The 15,913-nt window shown below is 70.0% G+C and carries 13 protein-coding genes and 2 pseudogenes; 7 read left to right on the top strand and 8 right to left on the bottom strand.

The genetic code is table 11. From position 1 onward, the window contains the following. Positions 1–28: 28 nt before the first annotated feature. From ACYVD1_RS22705 to alr, 7 genes are all read right to left on the bottom strand, one after another. Positions 29–985, bottom strand: coding sequence for a zinc-binding dehydrogenase (locus tag ACYVD1_RS22705; protein ID WP_460776362.1), 957 nt, complete (start codon positions 983–985; stop codon positions 29–31). 43 nt (positions 986–1,028) lie between these two features. Then, positions 1,029–1,259, bottom strand: coding sequence for a hypothetical protein (locus ACYVD1_RS22700; RefSeq protein WP_460776359.1), 231 nt, complete (start codon positions 1,257–1,259; stop codon positions 1,029–1,031). Positions 1,260–1,443: 184 nt separating this feature from the next. Then, positions 1,444–2,475 carry a tRNA (adenosine(37)-N6)-threonylcarbamoyltransferase complex transferase subunit TsaD gene (tsaD, locus tag ACYVD1_RS22695; RefSeq protein ID WP_460776357.1) on the bottom strand — a complete coding sequence of 344 codons (1,032 nt, stop codon included), beginning with the start codon at positions 2,473–2,475 and terminating at the stop codon, positions 1,444–1,446. After that, entirely contained in the window at positions 2,468–2,941 is a 474-nt protein-coding gene (gene rimI / locus ACYVD1_RS22690; protein WP_460776354.1) for a ribosomal protein S18-alanine N-acetyltransferase, read from the bottom strand. Before rimI ends, tsaD begins: the two co-directional genes overlap by 8 nt. Continuing rightward, complete coding sequence (gene tsaB / locus ACYVD1_RS22685; protein ID WP_460776350.1) at positions 2,929–3,600, bottom strand: tRNA (adenosine(37)-N6)-threonylcarbamoyltransferase complex dimerization subunit type 1 TsaB; 672 nt, start codon at positions 3,598–3,600, stop codon at positions 2,929–2,931. Before tsaB ends, rimI begins: the two co-directional genes overlap by 13 nt. A gap of 10 nt (positions 3,601–3,610) precedes the next feature. Continuing rightward, positions 3,611–4,123, bottom strand: coding sequence for a tRNA (adenosine(37)-N6)-threonylcarbamoyltransferase complex ATPase subunit type 1 TsaE (tsaE, locus tag ACYVD1_RS22680; protein WP_460776347.1), 513 nt, complete (start codon positions 4,121–4,123; stop codon positions 3,611–3,613). A gap of 97 nt (positions 4,124–4,220) precedes the next feature. Continuing rightward, positions 4,221–5,363: an alanine racemase gene (gene alr, locus ACYVD1_RS22675; RefSeq protein ID WP_460776343.1), complete on the bottom strand. Its 1,143-nt coding sequence runs from the start codon at positions 5,361–5,363 to the stop codon at positions 4,221–4,223. Positions 5,364–5,452: 89 nt separating this feature from the next. On the opposite strand from alr, the gene ACYVD1_RS22670 reads away from it, so the two are divergent. Then, on the top strand, positions 5,453–6,085 hold the full coding sequence (locus tag ACYVD1_RS22670) for a DUF6069 family protein (protein ID WP_460776339.1): 633 nt from the start codon (positions 5,453–5,455) through the stop codon (positions 6,083–6,085). Between the two features lie 83 nt (positions 6,086–6,168). Here the strand turns inward: ACYVD1_RS22670 and ACYVD1_RS22665 are convergent, their stop codons facing one another. Next, complete coding sequence (locus tag ACYVD1_RS22665; protein ID WP_460776336.1) at positions 6,169–7,401, bottom strand: ROK family transcriptional regulator; 1,233 nt, start codon at positions 7,399–7,401, stop codon at positions 6,169–6,171. Between the two features lie 115 nt (positions 7,402–7,516). On the opposite strand from ACYVD1_RS22665, the gene ACYVD1_RS22660 reads away from it, so the two are divergent. The 6 genes and pseudogenes from ACYVD1_RS22660 to ACYVD1_RS22635 form a co-directional block, all read left to right on the top strand. Continuing rightward, positions 7,517–8,683, top strand: coding sequence for a Gfo/Idh/MocA family protein (locus ACYVD1_RS22660; protein ID WP_460776333.1), 1,167 nt, complete (start codon positions 7,517–7,519; stop codon positions 8,681–8,683). 71 nt (positions 8,684–8,754) lie between these two features. Beyond that, positions 8,755–9,021: pseudogene (locus tag ACYVD1_RS22655) on the top strand (sugar phosphate isomerase/epimerase); the annotation flags it as partial. 173 nt (positions 9,022–9,194) lie between these two features. Next, positions 9,195–13,526 carry a ThuA domain-containing protein gene (locus ACYVD1_RS22650; protein WP_460776330.1) on the top strand — a complete coding sequence of 1,444 codons (4,332 nt, stop codon included), beginning with the start codon at positions 9,195–9,197 and terminating at the stop codon, positions 13,524–13,526. Positions 13,527–13,661: 135 nt separating this feature from the next. Next, a complete protein-coding gene (locus tag ACYVD1_RS22645; protein WP_460776328.1) occupies positions 13,662–14,453 on the top strand; it encodes a hypothetical protein in 792 nt (263 codons plus the stop codon). Positions 14,454–14,537: 84 nt separating this feature from the next. Then, a complete protein-coding gene (locus ACYVD1_RS22640) occupies positions 14,538–15,698 on the top strand; it encodes an inositol-3-phosphate synthase (protein WP_460776326.1) in 1,161 nt (386 codons plus the stop codon). After that, a pseudogene (locus ACYVD1_RS22635) lies at positions 15,695–15,913 on the top strand (hypothetical protein); the annotation flags it as partial. The gene ACYVD1_RS22640 and the pseudogene ACYVD1_RS22635, both read left to right, overlap by 4 nt.

The raw sequence follows: 15,913 nt of genomic DNA, 5'->3' as shown, positions 1-15,913 counted from the left end.
GACTCCGCTCAGCTGGTTGAGGCCCGGGTCAGGGAGTGAAGACGACCTTGCCGAACAGCTCCCCGTCGGCCATCGCCCGGAAGCCGTCGCGCGCGTCCTTCAACGGCAGCACCCGGTCGATCTCCGGGCGCACGCCGGTGCGCACGCACATCTCCGCCAGGGCCGCCAGCTCCTCTCTGGTGCCCATGGTGGAGCCCAACACCCGGAGCTGGAGGAAGAACACCCTGGAGAGCTCGGCGGAGGGGGCGTCCCCGCTGGTCGCGCCGCAGGTGATGATGGCGCCGCCCGGCCTGAGCGCACGGAGCGAGTGCTTCCAGGTGGCCTGGCCGACCGAGTCGAAGACCGCGTCCACCTTCTCCGGCAGGCGCTCGCCGGACGGCACCGCCGCGTATGCGCCCAGTTCCAGGGCCCTGTCCCGCTTCTCCTCGCTCCGGCTGGTGACGTACACCCGGTGCCCGACCTGGCTGGCCAGCTTGACCAGCGCCACCGAGACCCCTCCCCCTGCGCCCTGCACGAGCACAGTGGAGCCGGGCCGCAGGTCGGACTTGCCGAACAGCATGCTGTAGGCGGTCAGCCACGCGGTCGGCAGGCACGCGGCCTCCTCGAAGGAGAGTTCGGGGGGTTTCGGCACCAGGTTCTCCCTGGGAACCAGCACCTTCTCCGCGAGGGTTCCGTCGTAGACCTCGGAGAGAAGCGAGTACCGGGGGGTCTTGCCGGGCTTGGCGGGCTCGGTGACCACCCCGTGCACGATGACCTCGTTGCCGTCCTCGTCGACACCGGCGGCGTCCCCGCCCAGGATCATCGGCAGCCGGTCCTCGCCCAGCGCGACCCCGCGCAGGCTCCAGATGTCGTGGTGGTTGAGCGAGGCGGCCCTGACCCGGACCGTCGTCCACCCCTCACGGGGTTCGGGGTCCGGGCGCTCGCCCGCCTCCAGACCGGAGAGCGGTTCGTCGAACGAGATGTGTGCTGCGGTGATGGCGAACATACCCGTACCCAACCATGCCGCCCGAGCCGGGTTCTAGTCCCGGTCAAATGTCGAAGAACATGGTGAACCGGCTGAAGAATCCGAGCACGAGGAAGGCCAGCAAGCAGATGAGCGCGGTTTCCAGGTCCCCTTGGGTGAGGGCGTAGATGCCCACGACCACCGCGGCCAGCGTGAGGATGCTCAGCACACAGCCCACACCCATCAGCAGTTCCTCACCGAAGACCAACAGGGCGATGACCCCGCCTACCCCGAGCAATCCCAGAACGATGAACACGACACCCTCCCTTCCGTCCGCGCACGCCGCCCCGTCACCGGCGACCGCGCGGACCTCAATGGTGCGGAGAAGCGCTCCCGGCCGCTATCGGCAACCTTTCAGGGTGCGCACCACCGGTCCCCCACGCACCGAGAAGCCCCGCCGGTCCGGTACGGATCGGCGGGGCCCAAGGGAAACGGTTCGACTACACGGCCAGCGGGGAGCCCACCGGGAGGGAGGTGTCTGTGGCCAGTTCCAGGGACGACGGCGGCATCCCGGCGGAGAGCACCTCGGCGCCGAGGGCGGCGATCATCGCGCCGTTGTCCGTGCACAGGCGGGGACGGGGGACGCGGAGTTCGATCCCGGCCTCCTGGCAGCGCTGTTCGGCCAGGGCGCGCAGCGCGGAGTTGGCCGCCACCCCGCCGCTGATCACCAGGGTGCTCACCCCGTGTTCGACGCAGGCGTCGACCGCCTTGCGGGTGAGCACGTCCACCACCGACTCCTGGAAGGCGGCGGCGATGTCGGCGACCACGAGCGGGTAACCCTTGCGGTCGGAGTCCTCCACGTGGCGGGCGACCGCGGTCTTGAGCCCGGAGAAGGAGAAGTCGTAGGTCCCGTCGCCCCACTTTCCGCGCGGGAAACGGATCGCCTTCGGATTGCCCCGCTGGGCGTGCTTGTCGATGGGCGGCCCTCCCGGATAGGGCAGCTCCAGCAGCCGGGCGACCTTGTCGTAGGCCTCACCTGCCGCGTCGTCGACCGTGTCACCGAGCGACACCACGTCGGTGGCGAGGTCGTTCACCAGCAGCAGGGAGGTGTGGCCGCCAGACACGAGGAGGGCGATCGAGGGCTTGGGGAGGGGCCCGTGCTCCAGCTGGTCGACGGCGACGTGTCCAACCAGGTGATTGACCCCGTACAGCGGCTTTCCGAGCGCCATGGCGTAGGCCTTGGCGGCGGAGACCCCCACGAGGAGCGCACCGGCCAGACCGGGACCCGCGGTGACGGCGACGGCGTCGACGTCGGACAGCTTCACCCCCGCGTTGTCCAAGGCCCGGTGCACGGTGGGCGTCATCGCTTCTAGGTGGGCGCGGCTGGCCACCTCGGGCACGACACCACCGAAGCGCACGTGCTGGTCGACGCTGGAGGCCACCGAGTCGCCGAGCAGCTCACAGCCGCGGACCAGGGCCACACCGGTTTCGTCGCAGGACGTCTCGATCCCCAGGATCAACGGCTCACTCATGGCTCCCCTTCTCCGCGACGCGCCGCATGACGATCGCGTCCGCCCCCTTGTAGTAGCCCCGGCGCACACCGATCGCCTCGAAACCGAAGCGCTTGTACAGGTCCTGGGCGCGCGGGTTGTCCGAGCGCACCTCGAGGAACATGTGGGCGACACCGCGCGCCTCGGCCTGGTTCAGGAGTTCGGTGAGCAGGGCACGGCCGACCCCCTGCCCCCAGACGCTCTCGGTGACGGCCATGGTCTGCACATCGCCCTCGGGCGGGACGAACCGCAGCCCGGCGTAGCCGACGACGGCACCGTCGGACTCGGCCACCACGTAGTGGCGGCTGGCGGTCTCGCCGAACTCGTCGCGGAGCATGCCCTCGCTCCAGGCGTCCTCCGGGAACAGGGCGCGTTCCAGGACCATGACGGCCGGCACGTCTTCGGTCGTCATCGGGCGCAGCCGCACCCGCGCGTTTACTTCACCCACTGTCGGACCTTCTTCGGAGCGCCGGGCGCGATCGCGTCGGGACGGCGCAGGTAGAGGGGGTTGGGTTCGGGCAGGCTCTCCCCGCTGTGCAACCGGAGGAGAGCCAGTTCGGCCATGGCGGCCGCGTCCGGGAGCAGCGGCTCCTGAGCCTCCTGGCCGAGCGCCTCGGCGTGCATCCGGGCGCCTTCCCCGACCAGCGGCAGGCCCTCGGTGTCGATCTCAGCGGGCCGGTCGACGCGCACCTCGCCCACGCGGGTGAGGTGGTCGTCATAGCGCGCCCAGAACACCTCCTTGCGGCGGGCGTCGGTCAGGCCCAGGAACGGATCCGTCCGCTTGGTCGCGAAGGCCAGCGCGTCCAGGGTCGCGACCCCGTGGCAGGGGACGCCCAGGGCGTCGGCCAGGGCGTGGCCGGTGGCCAGGCCGACCCGCAAGCCCGTGTAGGGACCCGGTCCGGTGCCGACCGCGACGTGGTCGAGGTCGCTCAGGACCAGCCCCGACTCGTCCAGGAGGCCCTGGATGGCGGGTGTGAGGAGTTCGCCGTGGCGGCGCGCGTCCACCGAACTCGCACTGGCGCGCAGCGTGAAGGCACCGTCGGGGTCGGTCTCGCCGATGGCGGCGGTCACCGCGGGGGTGGCGGTGTCGAAGGCCAAGAGCAGCACGGGTGTCCGCCTATCCGTTGCCGGCTGCGCTGCCGGGCAGGTCTGTGTCGGCCCACCGGGCGCCGACCGGGCGCAGATGGACGATGCGTGTGTCGTCGGGATGGCGCTCGATCCGGATCTCCAGCCGGTCGTCGGCCAGTCCTTCGGCCACGTCCTCTCCCCACTCGACGACGGTGACGGAATCGGGGAGGGTCATGTCCAGGTCGATGTCGTCGATCTCGTCGGGTCCGCCGAGCCGATAGGCGTCGACGTGCACGAGGGCGGGTCCGCCGACCAGTGAGGGGTGGATCCGGGAGATGACGAAGGTGGGCGAGGTGACCGGCCCTCGAACGCTCAGGCCCTGTCCCAGGCCTTGGGTGAAGGTGGTCTTACCCGCGCCCAACGGCCCGGAGAGGATGATCAGGTCTCCGGGGCGGGAGAGGGCGGCGAGGTCACGGCCGAGAACGCGCATGTCCTCGTCCGTCGCGGCCGTGACCGCTCGGACGGCGGGCGCGCCTGTGGCGGTGGCTGTGGTGTCTGTCATCGTTCTCGTCAGTGTCGGTGGTGGTCGGGCGGCGACCGAGCGCGCCTATAGGTCCCTCTTCACCCAGGTTAGGCGGGTTGGAGGCGGTTCGTGACCGTTATCGGGAAGAGCGTTGGCCCCCGCTGACGTACTCGCGGGGCACCCGGACACCGACCCGCGTGACGATCTCGTACGGGATGGTGTCCAGGGCCTCGGCCCAGTCCTCGGCGGTCGGGACGGCCGGATACTCGTTCGGATCGCCGAACAGTACCGCGTACTCGCCTGCCTCCACCGGGTCGTCTCCCACATCGACAACAAACTGGTCCATACAGACTGTTCCCGCGATGGCGCGAGGACGGCCGCCGAGGAGGACGGGGCCCTTGTTGGTGGCGGCCCGGGGAACGCCGTCTGCGTAGCCCAGCGGCACGAGGGCCAGCGTGGTCGCGTTCTCGGTGAAGTAGCGGTGACCGTAGGAGACACCGCTGCCCTCGGGCACCCGCTTAGTGAGGGCGACCTTGGACTCGAGGGTCATCGCGGGCCGCAATCCGGGCACGTCGTAATCGGGAATCGGGCAGAGTCCGTAACTAGCAATTCCACCGCGGACCAGATCGAAACGCGCCTCCGGAAGGGTCAGCAGCGCGGCCGAGTTGGCGATGTGGCGGACCTCGGGGGCCAGCCCCGCCTTGTCCGCGACCTCCAGCGCCTCGTGGAACACCTCGAGTTGCGCCCGGATGGACGGGTGCCCGGGTTCGTCGGCACAGGCGAAGTGCGACCACACCCCGCTCACCTTCAGAACGCCTTCCTCCTCCGCCCGCGCGGCGGCACCGACCACCGGCTCCCAGTCCGCCTGGTCGACACCGCCCCGGTGCAGACCGGTGTCGGCCTTCAGCTGTACTCGGGCGACCCGGCCCAGGCGGCGGGCCTCCGCGATCACCTCGTCCAAGACGGCGCGGCCGCTCACTCCGAGGTCGATGCCGGCCTCGATCGCCTCGCCCACCGGTTCGCCGGGCGGGATGATCCACGACAGCACCGGAACGGTGATCCCGGCCCGGCGCAGCTCCAGCCCCTCCTTGATGAACGCCGTGCCCAACCAAGTCGCGCCGCCCGCGATCAGCGCGTGCGCGGCGGGCAGCATCCCATGGCCGTATCCGTCGGCCTTGACCACACCCATGAGTGGTGTTCCCCCGGCCAGCTCACGGAGCAGCCGAGCGTTGGAGGTGATCGCGTCGAGATCGACGCGGGCGTGCGCGAAAGGAGCCATACCCACAGTGTTCCACGCGTGGGTTACCGCTGCGGAGCTGCGGGTATGTGGGCTACGACCGAGTTCGAGCCCTATTTGGGGATATCGGTATGAACGAAACCGGAAGTGAACGAGCCGTCAATGTGACCCGGCTCTGGTCAGGTGGCCTGGCCACCGCGATCGTCGCCGCGCTGGTCATCTTCGCGGGCACCCTGGTCGTCCGAGGGGTTTTCGGAATCCCCGTACTGGCACCGGAGGAAGCGGGTCACCTCGGTGACGCCGGAACGGTCGGATACGCGCTTCTGGCAGGTGTGATCGCCCTTTTGGCGACCGCCCTGCTGCACATGCTGTTGATGTCCGCACCCCGAGCGCTCTCGTTCTTCGGCTGGATCGTAGGGCTGGCCACGGCCATCGCGGCCGTCACGCCCTTCACCCAGGGCGCCGAGCCCGCCAGCCAGGTCGCCACCGGTCTGATCAACCTGGTGTGCGGTATCGCGATCGCCTCGCTGCTGCGCGGGGTCGGCCGGAGCTCGATCGTCAGCAGTGTTCCGGAGACACCGGATGCGCGTCCGGGCCGCGCACTGCGGCACGAGGGTGTTCTTCCCGACGTGAACCAGCGGGAGTACGACCCCGCGCGCTACCGCGCGATGGAGGAGGATGCCGAGTACGACGCCGCCCGCGCCCGCGCGAAGGCACAGAAGGCAGAGGAGGACCGTGCCCGTTACGGCACTCGCGAGGACTGATCGAACAGCCCAAAGCACCACAGGGGGCGGGGACCCGGAAGGGACCCGCCCCCTTCGCGTGCCCGCCGCGGCTGACCGGCCGGTCAGCCGCCCATCACGAGGGTCTCGACGTGCTCCGCGCTCAGGCAGTGCTCGATGACCATGACGGCGGCACCGATCACGCCCGCGCCCTCCCCCGCCTTGGACGAGACGATGCTCAGGTGCTCGGTGGCCAAGGGCAGGGACCGCTGGTAGATGATCTCCCTGACCCCGGCGAGCAGGTGGTCCCCGGCCTGGGCGAGTGCGCCCCCGATGACGATCACCGAGGGGTTGAACATGTTGACCGAGGCGGCCAGGACCTCACCGACGTCGCGTCCGGCTTGGCGTAGCGCGCGCAGGGCAGGGACGGATCCGCTGCGGGACAGCTCGACCACGTCGCGGGCGCCCGAGGCCGGGACGCCCTCCTCGGTGAGCGCCTCCGCGAGCGCGTGTCCGCTGGCCACGGCCTCGAGGCAGCCCGTGTTGCCGCAACGGCAGGGCTTGTCCGCGCCGCTGGGGACGTGGATGTGCCCCATGTCCCCGGCCGCGCCCTGAGCACCTCGGTAGACGTTGCCTTCGCTGACGATCCCGCAGCCGATACCGGTGGCGACCTTGACGAACAGCAGATGGCTCGCGGTGGGCCAGGCGACATGGTGCTCACCGATCGCCATGATGTTGACGTCGTTGTCCACCAGCACGGGCCGGGCGATGCTCTCGTTCACGTAGCCGGCGACGTCGAAGTGGTCCCAGCCCGGCATGATCGGCGGGTTGACCGCGCGCCCCGTCGAGTGCTGGACCGGGCCGGGCAGGCCCACACCGAAACCGAGAAGCTGGTCGGTGGTGCGTCCCGCCCCCTCCAGTAGGGCCCGGCCGTGCTGTACCACCCAGTCGAGGACGGTCTCGGGGCCCAGCGCGATGTCGATGTCCGCGCGGTCCTCGGCGAGCACGGTCCCCGACATGTCGGTGAGGGCCAGCCGCGCGTGCGTGGCACCGAGGTCGGCGGCGAGGACGACCCGTGCGCTGGGCTGGAAGGAGAAGGTCGTCGGCGGTCGGCCACCGGTCGATACGGCCTCACCGGCCGGACCGATCAGGCCGCTGGCCAAGAGCGCGTCGACGCGCTGGGTGACCGTGGATCGGGCCAGGCCGGTAACGGAGGCCAGTTCGGAACGGGTTCGTGGTCTGCCGTCGCGGAGCAACCGGAGCAGGGTTCCGGCACCTGGCGCGGCTGTCGTGGTGGCCGGGTTCCGCAGGGGTGTCGCCCCCGGTCCCTCCATGGCCGTCAGCGCGTCTTCCGTCATGCGACCAGTGAAGCACAGGATCTATTGAACAACCGACCTCCATCTAATTTGTCCATGTCAGGCAACTTATGCTTGACCTTCGACATAAGTCAGACGTAACGTCTCGAACATGTCAGTGAAGAAGGTCACAAATTCGGATGGGCCCTCAACATCCGGAACGGCCACCCCCGAGACCTACCGAGCCGCGGTAATCGGAACCGGCTTCATGGGCCGGGTCCACTCCCACGCCGTGCGCGCCTCGGGGGGCGAGGTCGTCGGGGTCGCCGGATCCTCCTCCGCCAAGGCCGAGCGGTTCCGCGCCGCCAACGGCATCGCCAGGGCGCACGCCGACGCTCTCGAACTCATCCACAGCCCCGACGTGGACGTGGTGCACGTGTGCACCCCCAACCACCTGCACGCCTCACTGAGCCTCGCCGCCCTCGCCGCCGGAAAGCACGTCGTCTGCGAGAAGCCGCTGGCCACCGACGCCGCGACCGCTCGGAGCCTCACCCTGGCCGCCGACGAGGCCGGCAGGGTCGCCGTCGTCCCCTTCGTCTACCGCTTCCACCCCATGGCCCGCGAAGCCCGCGCCCAGGTCGCCGCCGGAGCCGTGGGCCGGGTCAGCCTCGCGCACGGCGGTTACCTCCAGGACTGGCTCCTCTACCCGGAGGAGGACAACTGGCGCGTCGACCCGGACGTCGGCGGCCCCTCCCGGGCCTTCGGCGACATCGGCTCGCACTGGTGCGACATGCTCGAGTTCGTCACCGGCGACCGGATCACCTCGGTCAGCGCCCAGACCTCCCGCATCGCCGAGAACCGCGGCGCCGACGGCGGGCGGGCGGTCACCACCGAGGACCTGGTGACCTTCCAGTTCGCCACCGGGCGCGGTGCGGTCGGCAACGCCGTGATCAGCCAGGTCTCCCCCGGCCGCAAGAACCAGCTCGTGCTGGAGGTGTCGGGCACCGAGGGTTCACTGCGCTTCGACCAGGAACACCCCGAGACCCTGTGGGCGGGCGGACGGGGGCGCACCGAAATCATCTCCCGCGACGGCCCCGCGCTCAGCCCCGACGCAGCTCGCCTCATCACACTCCCGGTCGGCCACCCGCAGGGGTACCAGGACTGCTTCAACGCCTTGATCGCGGACACCGGGGCCGCCATCTCCGGGAAGGAGCCCGAGGGCCTGCCCGTCTTCGCCGACGGACTGCGGGCAGCCGTCATCGCCGAATCCGTCCTTGCCTCGGCGCAGGAGCGCCGCTGGGTCGACGTCCCCTCCCCCAGCTCCCCAGAGGCAGACGGATCATGACCACCGACCCCCTCCCCAGGACGACCGGACAAGCCGCGCCGGAGGCGTCCGTCGAGGGCGGAGACCGACCCCGGGCGGGCCGGGTGCACCATGTCCGAGTTTCCGCGAACGACCGAGGGGCGCCAGGGGCCGATCACCTGGAACGGTTACGGACCGTAACCGCATTGGGCAAATCAGGTTACTCAGGCCCCCTGGTCATCGCGTCGTTCACAGCGGACAATGCCATCATCGACCGCGTCCGTATGGCGTCCCCCGCCGCCACCCAGGACGCGATCGCGGTCGACGGCCTGTCCTTCCTCCGTTCCTTGCCCCCGACGAAAGGAGCCACTGTGGACTGAGCCACCGATGAGGCGGCCACCCCCGCTTCCGAACGCGATAGCAGGTACTCCCCAACGGTTCGCGCCCGCACCCGACCGGCCCCGGTCGCCCCGCGAACGCGTAACCGTCCCTGCCGTCGGCGCCGGCACGCCGCACGGACTCATCGACCCCCCACCCCCAGGTGAGGTTTCCCGTGATCAAGAGACCCCTACGAGCGCTGGGCGCCATGACGGCGAGCATCGCGTTGGCCATCGGGCTGACGTCGGTCCCGGCACAAGCCGACGAGACCGAGCAGGACTCGTTCAACGCCCTGATCTTCTCCAAGACCAGCGGATTCCGACACGACTCCATCCCCTACGGCGTGGCCCTGTACGAGGCCCTCGCCGAAGAGCACGGCTTCGAGACCGAGCACACCGAAGACGCCGACATCTTCAACGAGCAGGACCTGGCCGACTTCGACGCGGTCATCTGGCTCTCCACCACCGGCGACGTGCTGGACGAGGACCAGCAGGCCGCCTTCGAGGACTACATCCAGGACGGCGGCGGCTACGTCGGCGTCCACGCGGCCTCCGACACCCACTACGACTGGGAGTGGTACGGCGACCTGGTCGGGGCCTACTTCGCCAGCCACCCGCCCGGCACCCAAGACGCCGAGGTGATGGTCAACGACCGCGTCCACCCCTCCACCGACATGCTCCCGGCCAGCTGGGAGCGGCACGACGAGTGGTACGACTTCGACGCCAGCCCCCGCGGTGACGTACACGTCCTGGCGGGTCTCAACGAGGAGTCCTACGAGGACGAGGTCGACCCGGGCGGGCAGATGGGCTACGACCACCCGATCGCCTGGTGTCAGGAGTTCGACGGCGGCAAGTCCTGGTACACCGGTGGCGGCCACACCATCGAGTCCTTCTCCGAGGAGGATTTCGCCGACCACCTGCTGGGCGGCCTGGAATGGGCCGCCGGACAGGCCGAAGGCGACTGCGGCGCCACCGAGTGGGACAACTTCGAGAAAGTGACCCTGGCCCAAGGCGAGGAGAGCGTCGGAGAGCCCATGGGCATGGCGGTCCTGCCGGACGGCCGGGTCCTGCACACCTCCCGGGACGGCGAGGTGTCCCTGTGGTCCCCGGAGTCCTACAGCAGCGAGACCGTCGCCGAACTCCCCGTATACGACCACGACGAGGACGGGCTCCAGGGAGTGGCGCTGGACCCGGACTTCGAGGACAACGGGTGGGTGTACCTCTACTACGCGCCCGTCATCGACAGCGTCCCGTCAGGCGAGGCGCCCGAGGAGGGCACCTGGGAGGACTTCGAACCCTACGAAGCGCACAACAACCTCTCCCGCTTCCAGTTGACCGACGGGGACTCCCCGGAGCTCGACCTGGACAGTGAAGAAGTGATCCTCGAGGTCGAGGCAACCCGCGGCATCTGCTGCCACGTGGGCGGCGACATCGACTTCGACGGTGACGGGAACCTCCTCCTGTCCACCGGCGACGACACCAGCGCCTTCGGATCCGACGGGTTCACGCCGATCGACGAGCGCGAGAACCGCAACCCGGCCTTCGACGCCCAGCGCAGTTCGGCCAATACGAACGATTTGCGCGGCAAGCTGCTGCGCGTCTCGCCCAACGAGGACGGCAGCTACGACATCCCCGAGGGCAACCTCTTCCCGACCGACGAGTACGGCGACGAGGACACCCGTCCGGAGATCCTGGCGATGGGTCTGCGCAACCCGTTCCGGTTCGCGGTCGACCAGACCGACAACAGCATCTACCTGGGCGACTACGGACCGGACGCGCCCGAGGCAGACCCGGACCGCGGTCCGGAGAACACGGTGACGTGGCACCACATCACCGAGGCGGCCAACATCGGCTGGCCGTACTGCATCGGCGACAACTCCGCCTACATCGACTACGACTACGAGACCGAGACCTCGGGCGAGCCGTTCGACTGCGACGCGCCGGTCAACACCTCACCGCTCAACACCGGCCTCGAGGAGTTGCCCCCGGTCACGCCCGCCCCGATCTGGTACGGCTACGAGGAATCCGAGGAGTTCCCGCACCTGGGCGAGGGCGGCGGCGGCCCCATGGGCGGTCCCGCCTACCACTTCGACCCCGACCTGGAGTCGGACAACAAGTGGCCCGAGTACTACGACGGCATTCCGCTGCTCTACGAGTGGACCCGCCAGTGGATCAAGCAGGTCCACCTGGACGACGACGGCGGGGTCCTCGACATCACCGACACCGTGCCGGACATCGACCTGGCCAACCCCATGGACATGGAGTTCGGCCCGGACGGCGCGCTGTACGTGCTCGAGTACGGTTCGGGCTGGTTCGGCGGGTCCGAGGACTCGGCGATCTCCCGCATCGACTACACCGGCGCCGGGGACAGCCCCGTGGCCAGCATCGACACCGACACCACCTCCGGCCCCGCACCGCTGACCGTGGAGTTCTCCGGTGAGGACTCGCACCACCCGGGCGGCCAGGCCATCGAGTACGAGTGGTCGTTCGATGACGGCGAGACCTCGACCGAGGTCAACCCGACCCACACCTTCGAGGAGGAGGGCCGTTACACGGTCAACCTCACGGTCACGGACGAGGAGGAGCGCACAGGCCAGGCCACCGTGGCCATCACGGCGGGCAACACCGAGCCCGAGGTCGCCTTCGACACCCCGCACGACGGTTCGTTCTTCCACTGGGGCGACGAGATCCCGTTCGAGGTGTCTGTTGAGGACGCCGAGGACGGATCCATCGGCGACGGGATCGACTGCGACGAGGTGGAGGTCACCTCCTCGCTCGGACACGACACCCACGCCCACCCCTGGACCCAGTACGACAGCTGCGAGGACGTGAGCGCCACCGGCACCGACAGCGCCCACGGCCACGACATGAACATCTTCTGGGTCCTCCAGGCCGAATACACCGACCAGGGCGGGGACGACGCGCCCGCGCTGACCGGAAGCGACGGGGTCACGCTGAACCCGGCGCGTATGCAGGCCCAGTACTTCGTGGACAGCCAAGGCGTCCAGACCGAGGAGACGGAGGACTCCGAGGGCGGTCTGCGCAACCTGGGCGGCATCGGTGACGGTGACTGGGTCTCCTTCGACCCGGTCAGCCTGCACGGGGTCGAGGAAATCGACTTCCGTGTGGCCTCGGACGGGGAAGGCGGCGCCATCGAGGCCCGCGCTGACGCGCCCGACGGCGAGGTGCTCGGCAGCGTCGACGTCGAGCCCACCGGCGGCTGGCAGGACTGGACCGACGTCACCATGGAGGTGAGCGACCCGGGCGGGACGTTCGAGCTGTTCTTCGTGTTCGCCAACGAGGACACGGACGAAGACCTGTTCAACCTCAACTACTTCGAGGTGGACGCCGACCACGACGGCGGACACGGCGACGGGCCCGAGACCGAGCTGACCAGCCCGGAGGACGGCGCGACCTACGGGGCGGGCGAAGTCGTCCCGCTCGCTGCGGAGGTCACCGACCACGGTGACGCCGGCATCGAGGAAGTCGAGTTCCTCGTCGACGGCGAGGCGGTCGCCACGGTGACCGACAGCCCGTACGAGGCCTCTTGGGAAGAAGCGGACGAGGGCGAGTACTCGGTCAGCGCGGTCGCCACCGACGGCGACGGTGAGACCGGCTCCTCGTCCACTCACTCGGTCACGGTCGGCGACGATTCCGATCCCACCGAGTGCGAGCCGCCCAACGTGGACGACGGCTACCGCGCCCTGTGGGACGGGGAGTCCCTGGACGGCTGGAACATGGCCGGTCCGGGCGGCTTCGACATCGTCGACGAGGACGACGGCTGCGTCATGCAGACCGACGGCGGGATGGGCCTGCTCTGGCACGAGGAGGAACTCGACTCCTTCCGGCTGGAGCTGGACTACCTCACCCACGAGGAGACCGACAACTCCGGTGTCTTCGTCGGGTTCCCCGACCCGGACGACGACCCCTGGGTCGCGGTCGACGAGGGCTACGAGGTCCAGATCGACCCGTACGGGGCGCCCGACGGCGACCCGATCGCCCAGACCGGCGCCATCTACAGCTTCCAGGCCGCGGACTCCCACCCGGAGGACGTCGGAGAGTGGAACACGATGGAGATCGAGGTCGAGGACCCGATGATCCGGGTCTGGATCAACGGCGAACTGGTCAACGAGTTTGAGAGCACCGAACCCGACCGGGACCTGTCGTCCGGGCACATCGGGCTGCAGAACCACGGTGACGACGACCTCGTCTGGTTCCGCGACGTCCAGGTCACCGACCTCGAGGACGACACGGAGCCGACCACCTTCGGCGAGGTCCAGGAGCGGGTCGACGCGCTCACCGAGGAGGGCGGCCTGACCGGCTCCGAGGAGCGGCGGCTCACCCCGCAGCTTGAGCTCGGCGAGCACCACACCGACGTCGGCCGACCGGCCCAGGCCGACCGGTCCGTCGACCGCTTCGTCGCGGTCGTCGAGACCGTTGCCGACGACAACGCACGAGAGGAGTTGTTGGACCTGGCCGACGGGCTCAGGACCCTGAGTACCGCCTGACCCGGATCTAGTCCCTACTAGCACGGCGAACCGTGGCGGGGCCGGGAGCACCGGCCCCGCCGCACCCCCGCGGCGTCGTTCGCACGGCACACGCCGCCCGCAACCCGGCAAGTGTCAACCTGACAGGAGGTGCCCGTGAGCACCGAGCAGGAGCAGAGGAAGCGAGCCTCCGCTAAGAGCGAGAAGGCGTCCCCGGACACGACCGAGAAGGTCCACTCCGTGGATTCCACCCACACCACCTGGTGGCTGACCGGCGGATCCGTTCTGCTGGTCGGCGCCGTTGTCGCCGCGGTGGTGTTCGTCTTCATGGGAGGGGACGACCAGGTCACCCCGGACCCGGAGCGCGTGGCCGAACTGGAGGCCTCCGCCGAGGCGCGCCACGTCGACCAGGTCGCGGACCTGACCGAACACACCAGGGCGGCGCACGACGAGGTGCTGCCCGTCCTGGAGTCCCTGAACGAGGTGCTGCCCGCGGACGGGTCCGCGCCCTCCGAGGACTTCCCCGACACCGACGAGGTCGACGACTGGCACAGCACCGTCAGGAACGCCGGTGCGCACTTCGACCACGCCGACTCCGGCGAGACCGGCTTCAACATCACCCACACCGGCCTGAGCGGCTCCGTCGAGCTGCTCGGGTCCGCGCTGACCGCCTATAACTCAGCGATCCAGGCCGACGGTACCGAGCAGCTGGAGCTGCTCGAGCTCGCCGCGGACCTGCGCGACCAAGCGGTCACCGCCTGGTCGGTGTCGGCCACCCAGCTCGACGTGGTCAGCATCGAGGCCGGGCACGGCCACATCCACCTCTACCTGCCAGCCGAGCCCGGCAGCGGCGCCCTCGAACCCGACGACGCGGAGGACGGCGACGAGGCCGTGGACGACGGCGACGGCGACGGCGACGGCGGGGCACCCGGACACGACGACCACTGACATGAGGCCGCCGACGGCCGGTTGGCACCACCGCCAGCTGGCCGAAGGCCACCTGACACGACGACCAGCTGACAGAGGAGCTGCATGACACGCATCGGAGTGTGGTTGGTCGGAGCGCGCGGTTCGGTCGCCACCACGGCCGTCCTGGGCGCCCTGGCGGTACGGGCGGGCGCCGCCGAGCGGACGGGGTGCGTCACCGAACGCCCCGAGTTCGCCGGAGCGGACCTGCCCGAACTCGGTGACCTGGTCTTCGGGGGCCACGACGTCTCCAGCACCCATCTGGCGAAGAGCGCGGAGCCACTGGCCAGGTCCGGTGTGATCCCACCCCATCTGCCCGAGGCCTTCGAGGAGGAACTCGACGCGGTGGACCGTCGGATACGCAAAGGCCTGGAGCCCCGCCCCGAAGGGCTGGGCCGGTGCCACGTCGACCGGCTGGAGCACGACCTGCGCGCGTTCGCGGAGCGCGAGGCTGTGGAACGCGTCGTGGTCATCGACCTGTCCAGTACCGAACCGCCTCCGGCACAGGCCGCCGAGCTCGCCGAGGCCGATCTCCTAGAGGCGGCCCTGGACGCGGGGACCGCCCGGGTTCCGGCGAGCTCGGCCTACGCCTACGCGGCCCTGCGGGCGGGGTGCTCCTTCGTGGAGTTCACCCCCAACGCGGGGCCGCGCCCGGCCGCCCTGGCGGCCCTTGCCGAGCGCCTGGGCCTGCCGTGGGCCGGTTCGGACGGCAAGACCGGGGAGACCCTGGTCAAGAGCGCTCTCGCGCCGATGTTCGCGTCGCGGGCACTGCGCGTGCGTTCGTGGTCGTCCACCAACCTCCTGGGCGGCGGCGACGGCGCGACCCTCGCCGACCCGGACAGCAACGACAGCAAGACCTCTTCCAAGGCCCGAGGCCTGGAGCACATGCTGGGGCACCCGGTGGACGGGCCCCTGCACATCGACTACGTGCCCGACCTGGGCGACGCCAAGACCGCCTGGGACCACGTGTCCTTCGAGGGGTTCCTCGGCACCCGGATGACCCTCCAGTTCACCTGGTCGGGCTATGACTCCGCGCTGGCCGCGCCACTGGTCCTGGACCTGGCGCGGCTGGCCGCCCACGCACACCGGACCGGCCGGGTCGGTCCCGTGCCGGAGCTGGGCTTCTTCTTCAAGGATCCGGCCGGGAGTGGCGTGCACGGCCTGGCCGAGCAGTGGCGGGCACTGACCGAGTGGTGCGCCGCACCGGACGGAGGGGAGCGCCGATGACCGGCCGAACGCCAGCGAAACCCGGACTCCGTGACCTGGCCGGGCTCGTGCGCCTGCCCGCGGCCCTGACCGTCCTCGGGGACCCGCTCACCGGGGCCGCGGCAGCCGGACGGCTGCGCGAACCACGCACCTGGGCACTGCCGGTGTCCTCGGTGTGCATGTACTGGGCGGGGATGGCCCTCAACGACTACGCCGACCGCGACTTGGACGCGGTC

Source organism: Nocardiopsis nanhaiensis, from assembly GCF_054778635.1.
This window is presented reverse-complemented; position numbering and strand designations above follow the sequence as displayed.

Excerpts from the sequence above, each read along its gene's own strand:
- alr (WP_460776343.1), bottom strand. The coding sequence starts at position 5,363 with ATGGCTCCTTTCGCGCACGCCCGCGTCGATCTCGACGCGATCACCTCC.
- ACYVD1_RS22670 (WP_460776339.1), top strand. The coding sequence starts at position 5,453 with ATGAACGAAACCGGAAGTGAACGAGCCGTCAATGTGACCCGGCTCTGG.
- ACYVD1_RS22665 (WP_460776336.1), bottom strand. The coding sequence starts at position 7,401 with ATGACGGAAGACGCGCTGACGGCCATGGAGGGACCGGGGGCGACACCC.
- ACYVD1_RS22705 (WP_460776362.1), bottom strand. The coding sequence starts at position 985 with ATGTTCGCCATCACCGCAGCACACATCTCGTTCGACGAACCGCTCTCC.
- tsaE (WP_460776347.1), bottom strand. The coding sequence starts at position 4,123 with ATGACAGACACCACAGCCACCGCCACAGGCGCGCCCGCCGTCCGAGCG.
- ACYVD1_RS22640 (WP_460776326.1), top strand. The coding sequence starts at position 14,538 with ATGACACGCATCGGAGTGTGGTTGGTCGGAGCGCGCGGTTCGGTCGCC.
- tsaD (WP_460776357.1), bottom strand. The coding sequence starts at position 2,475 with ATGAGTGAGCCGTTGATCCTGGGGATCGAGACGTCCTGCGACGAAACC.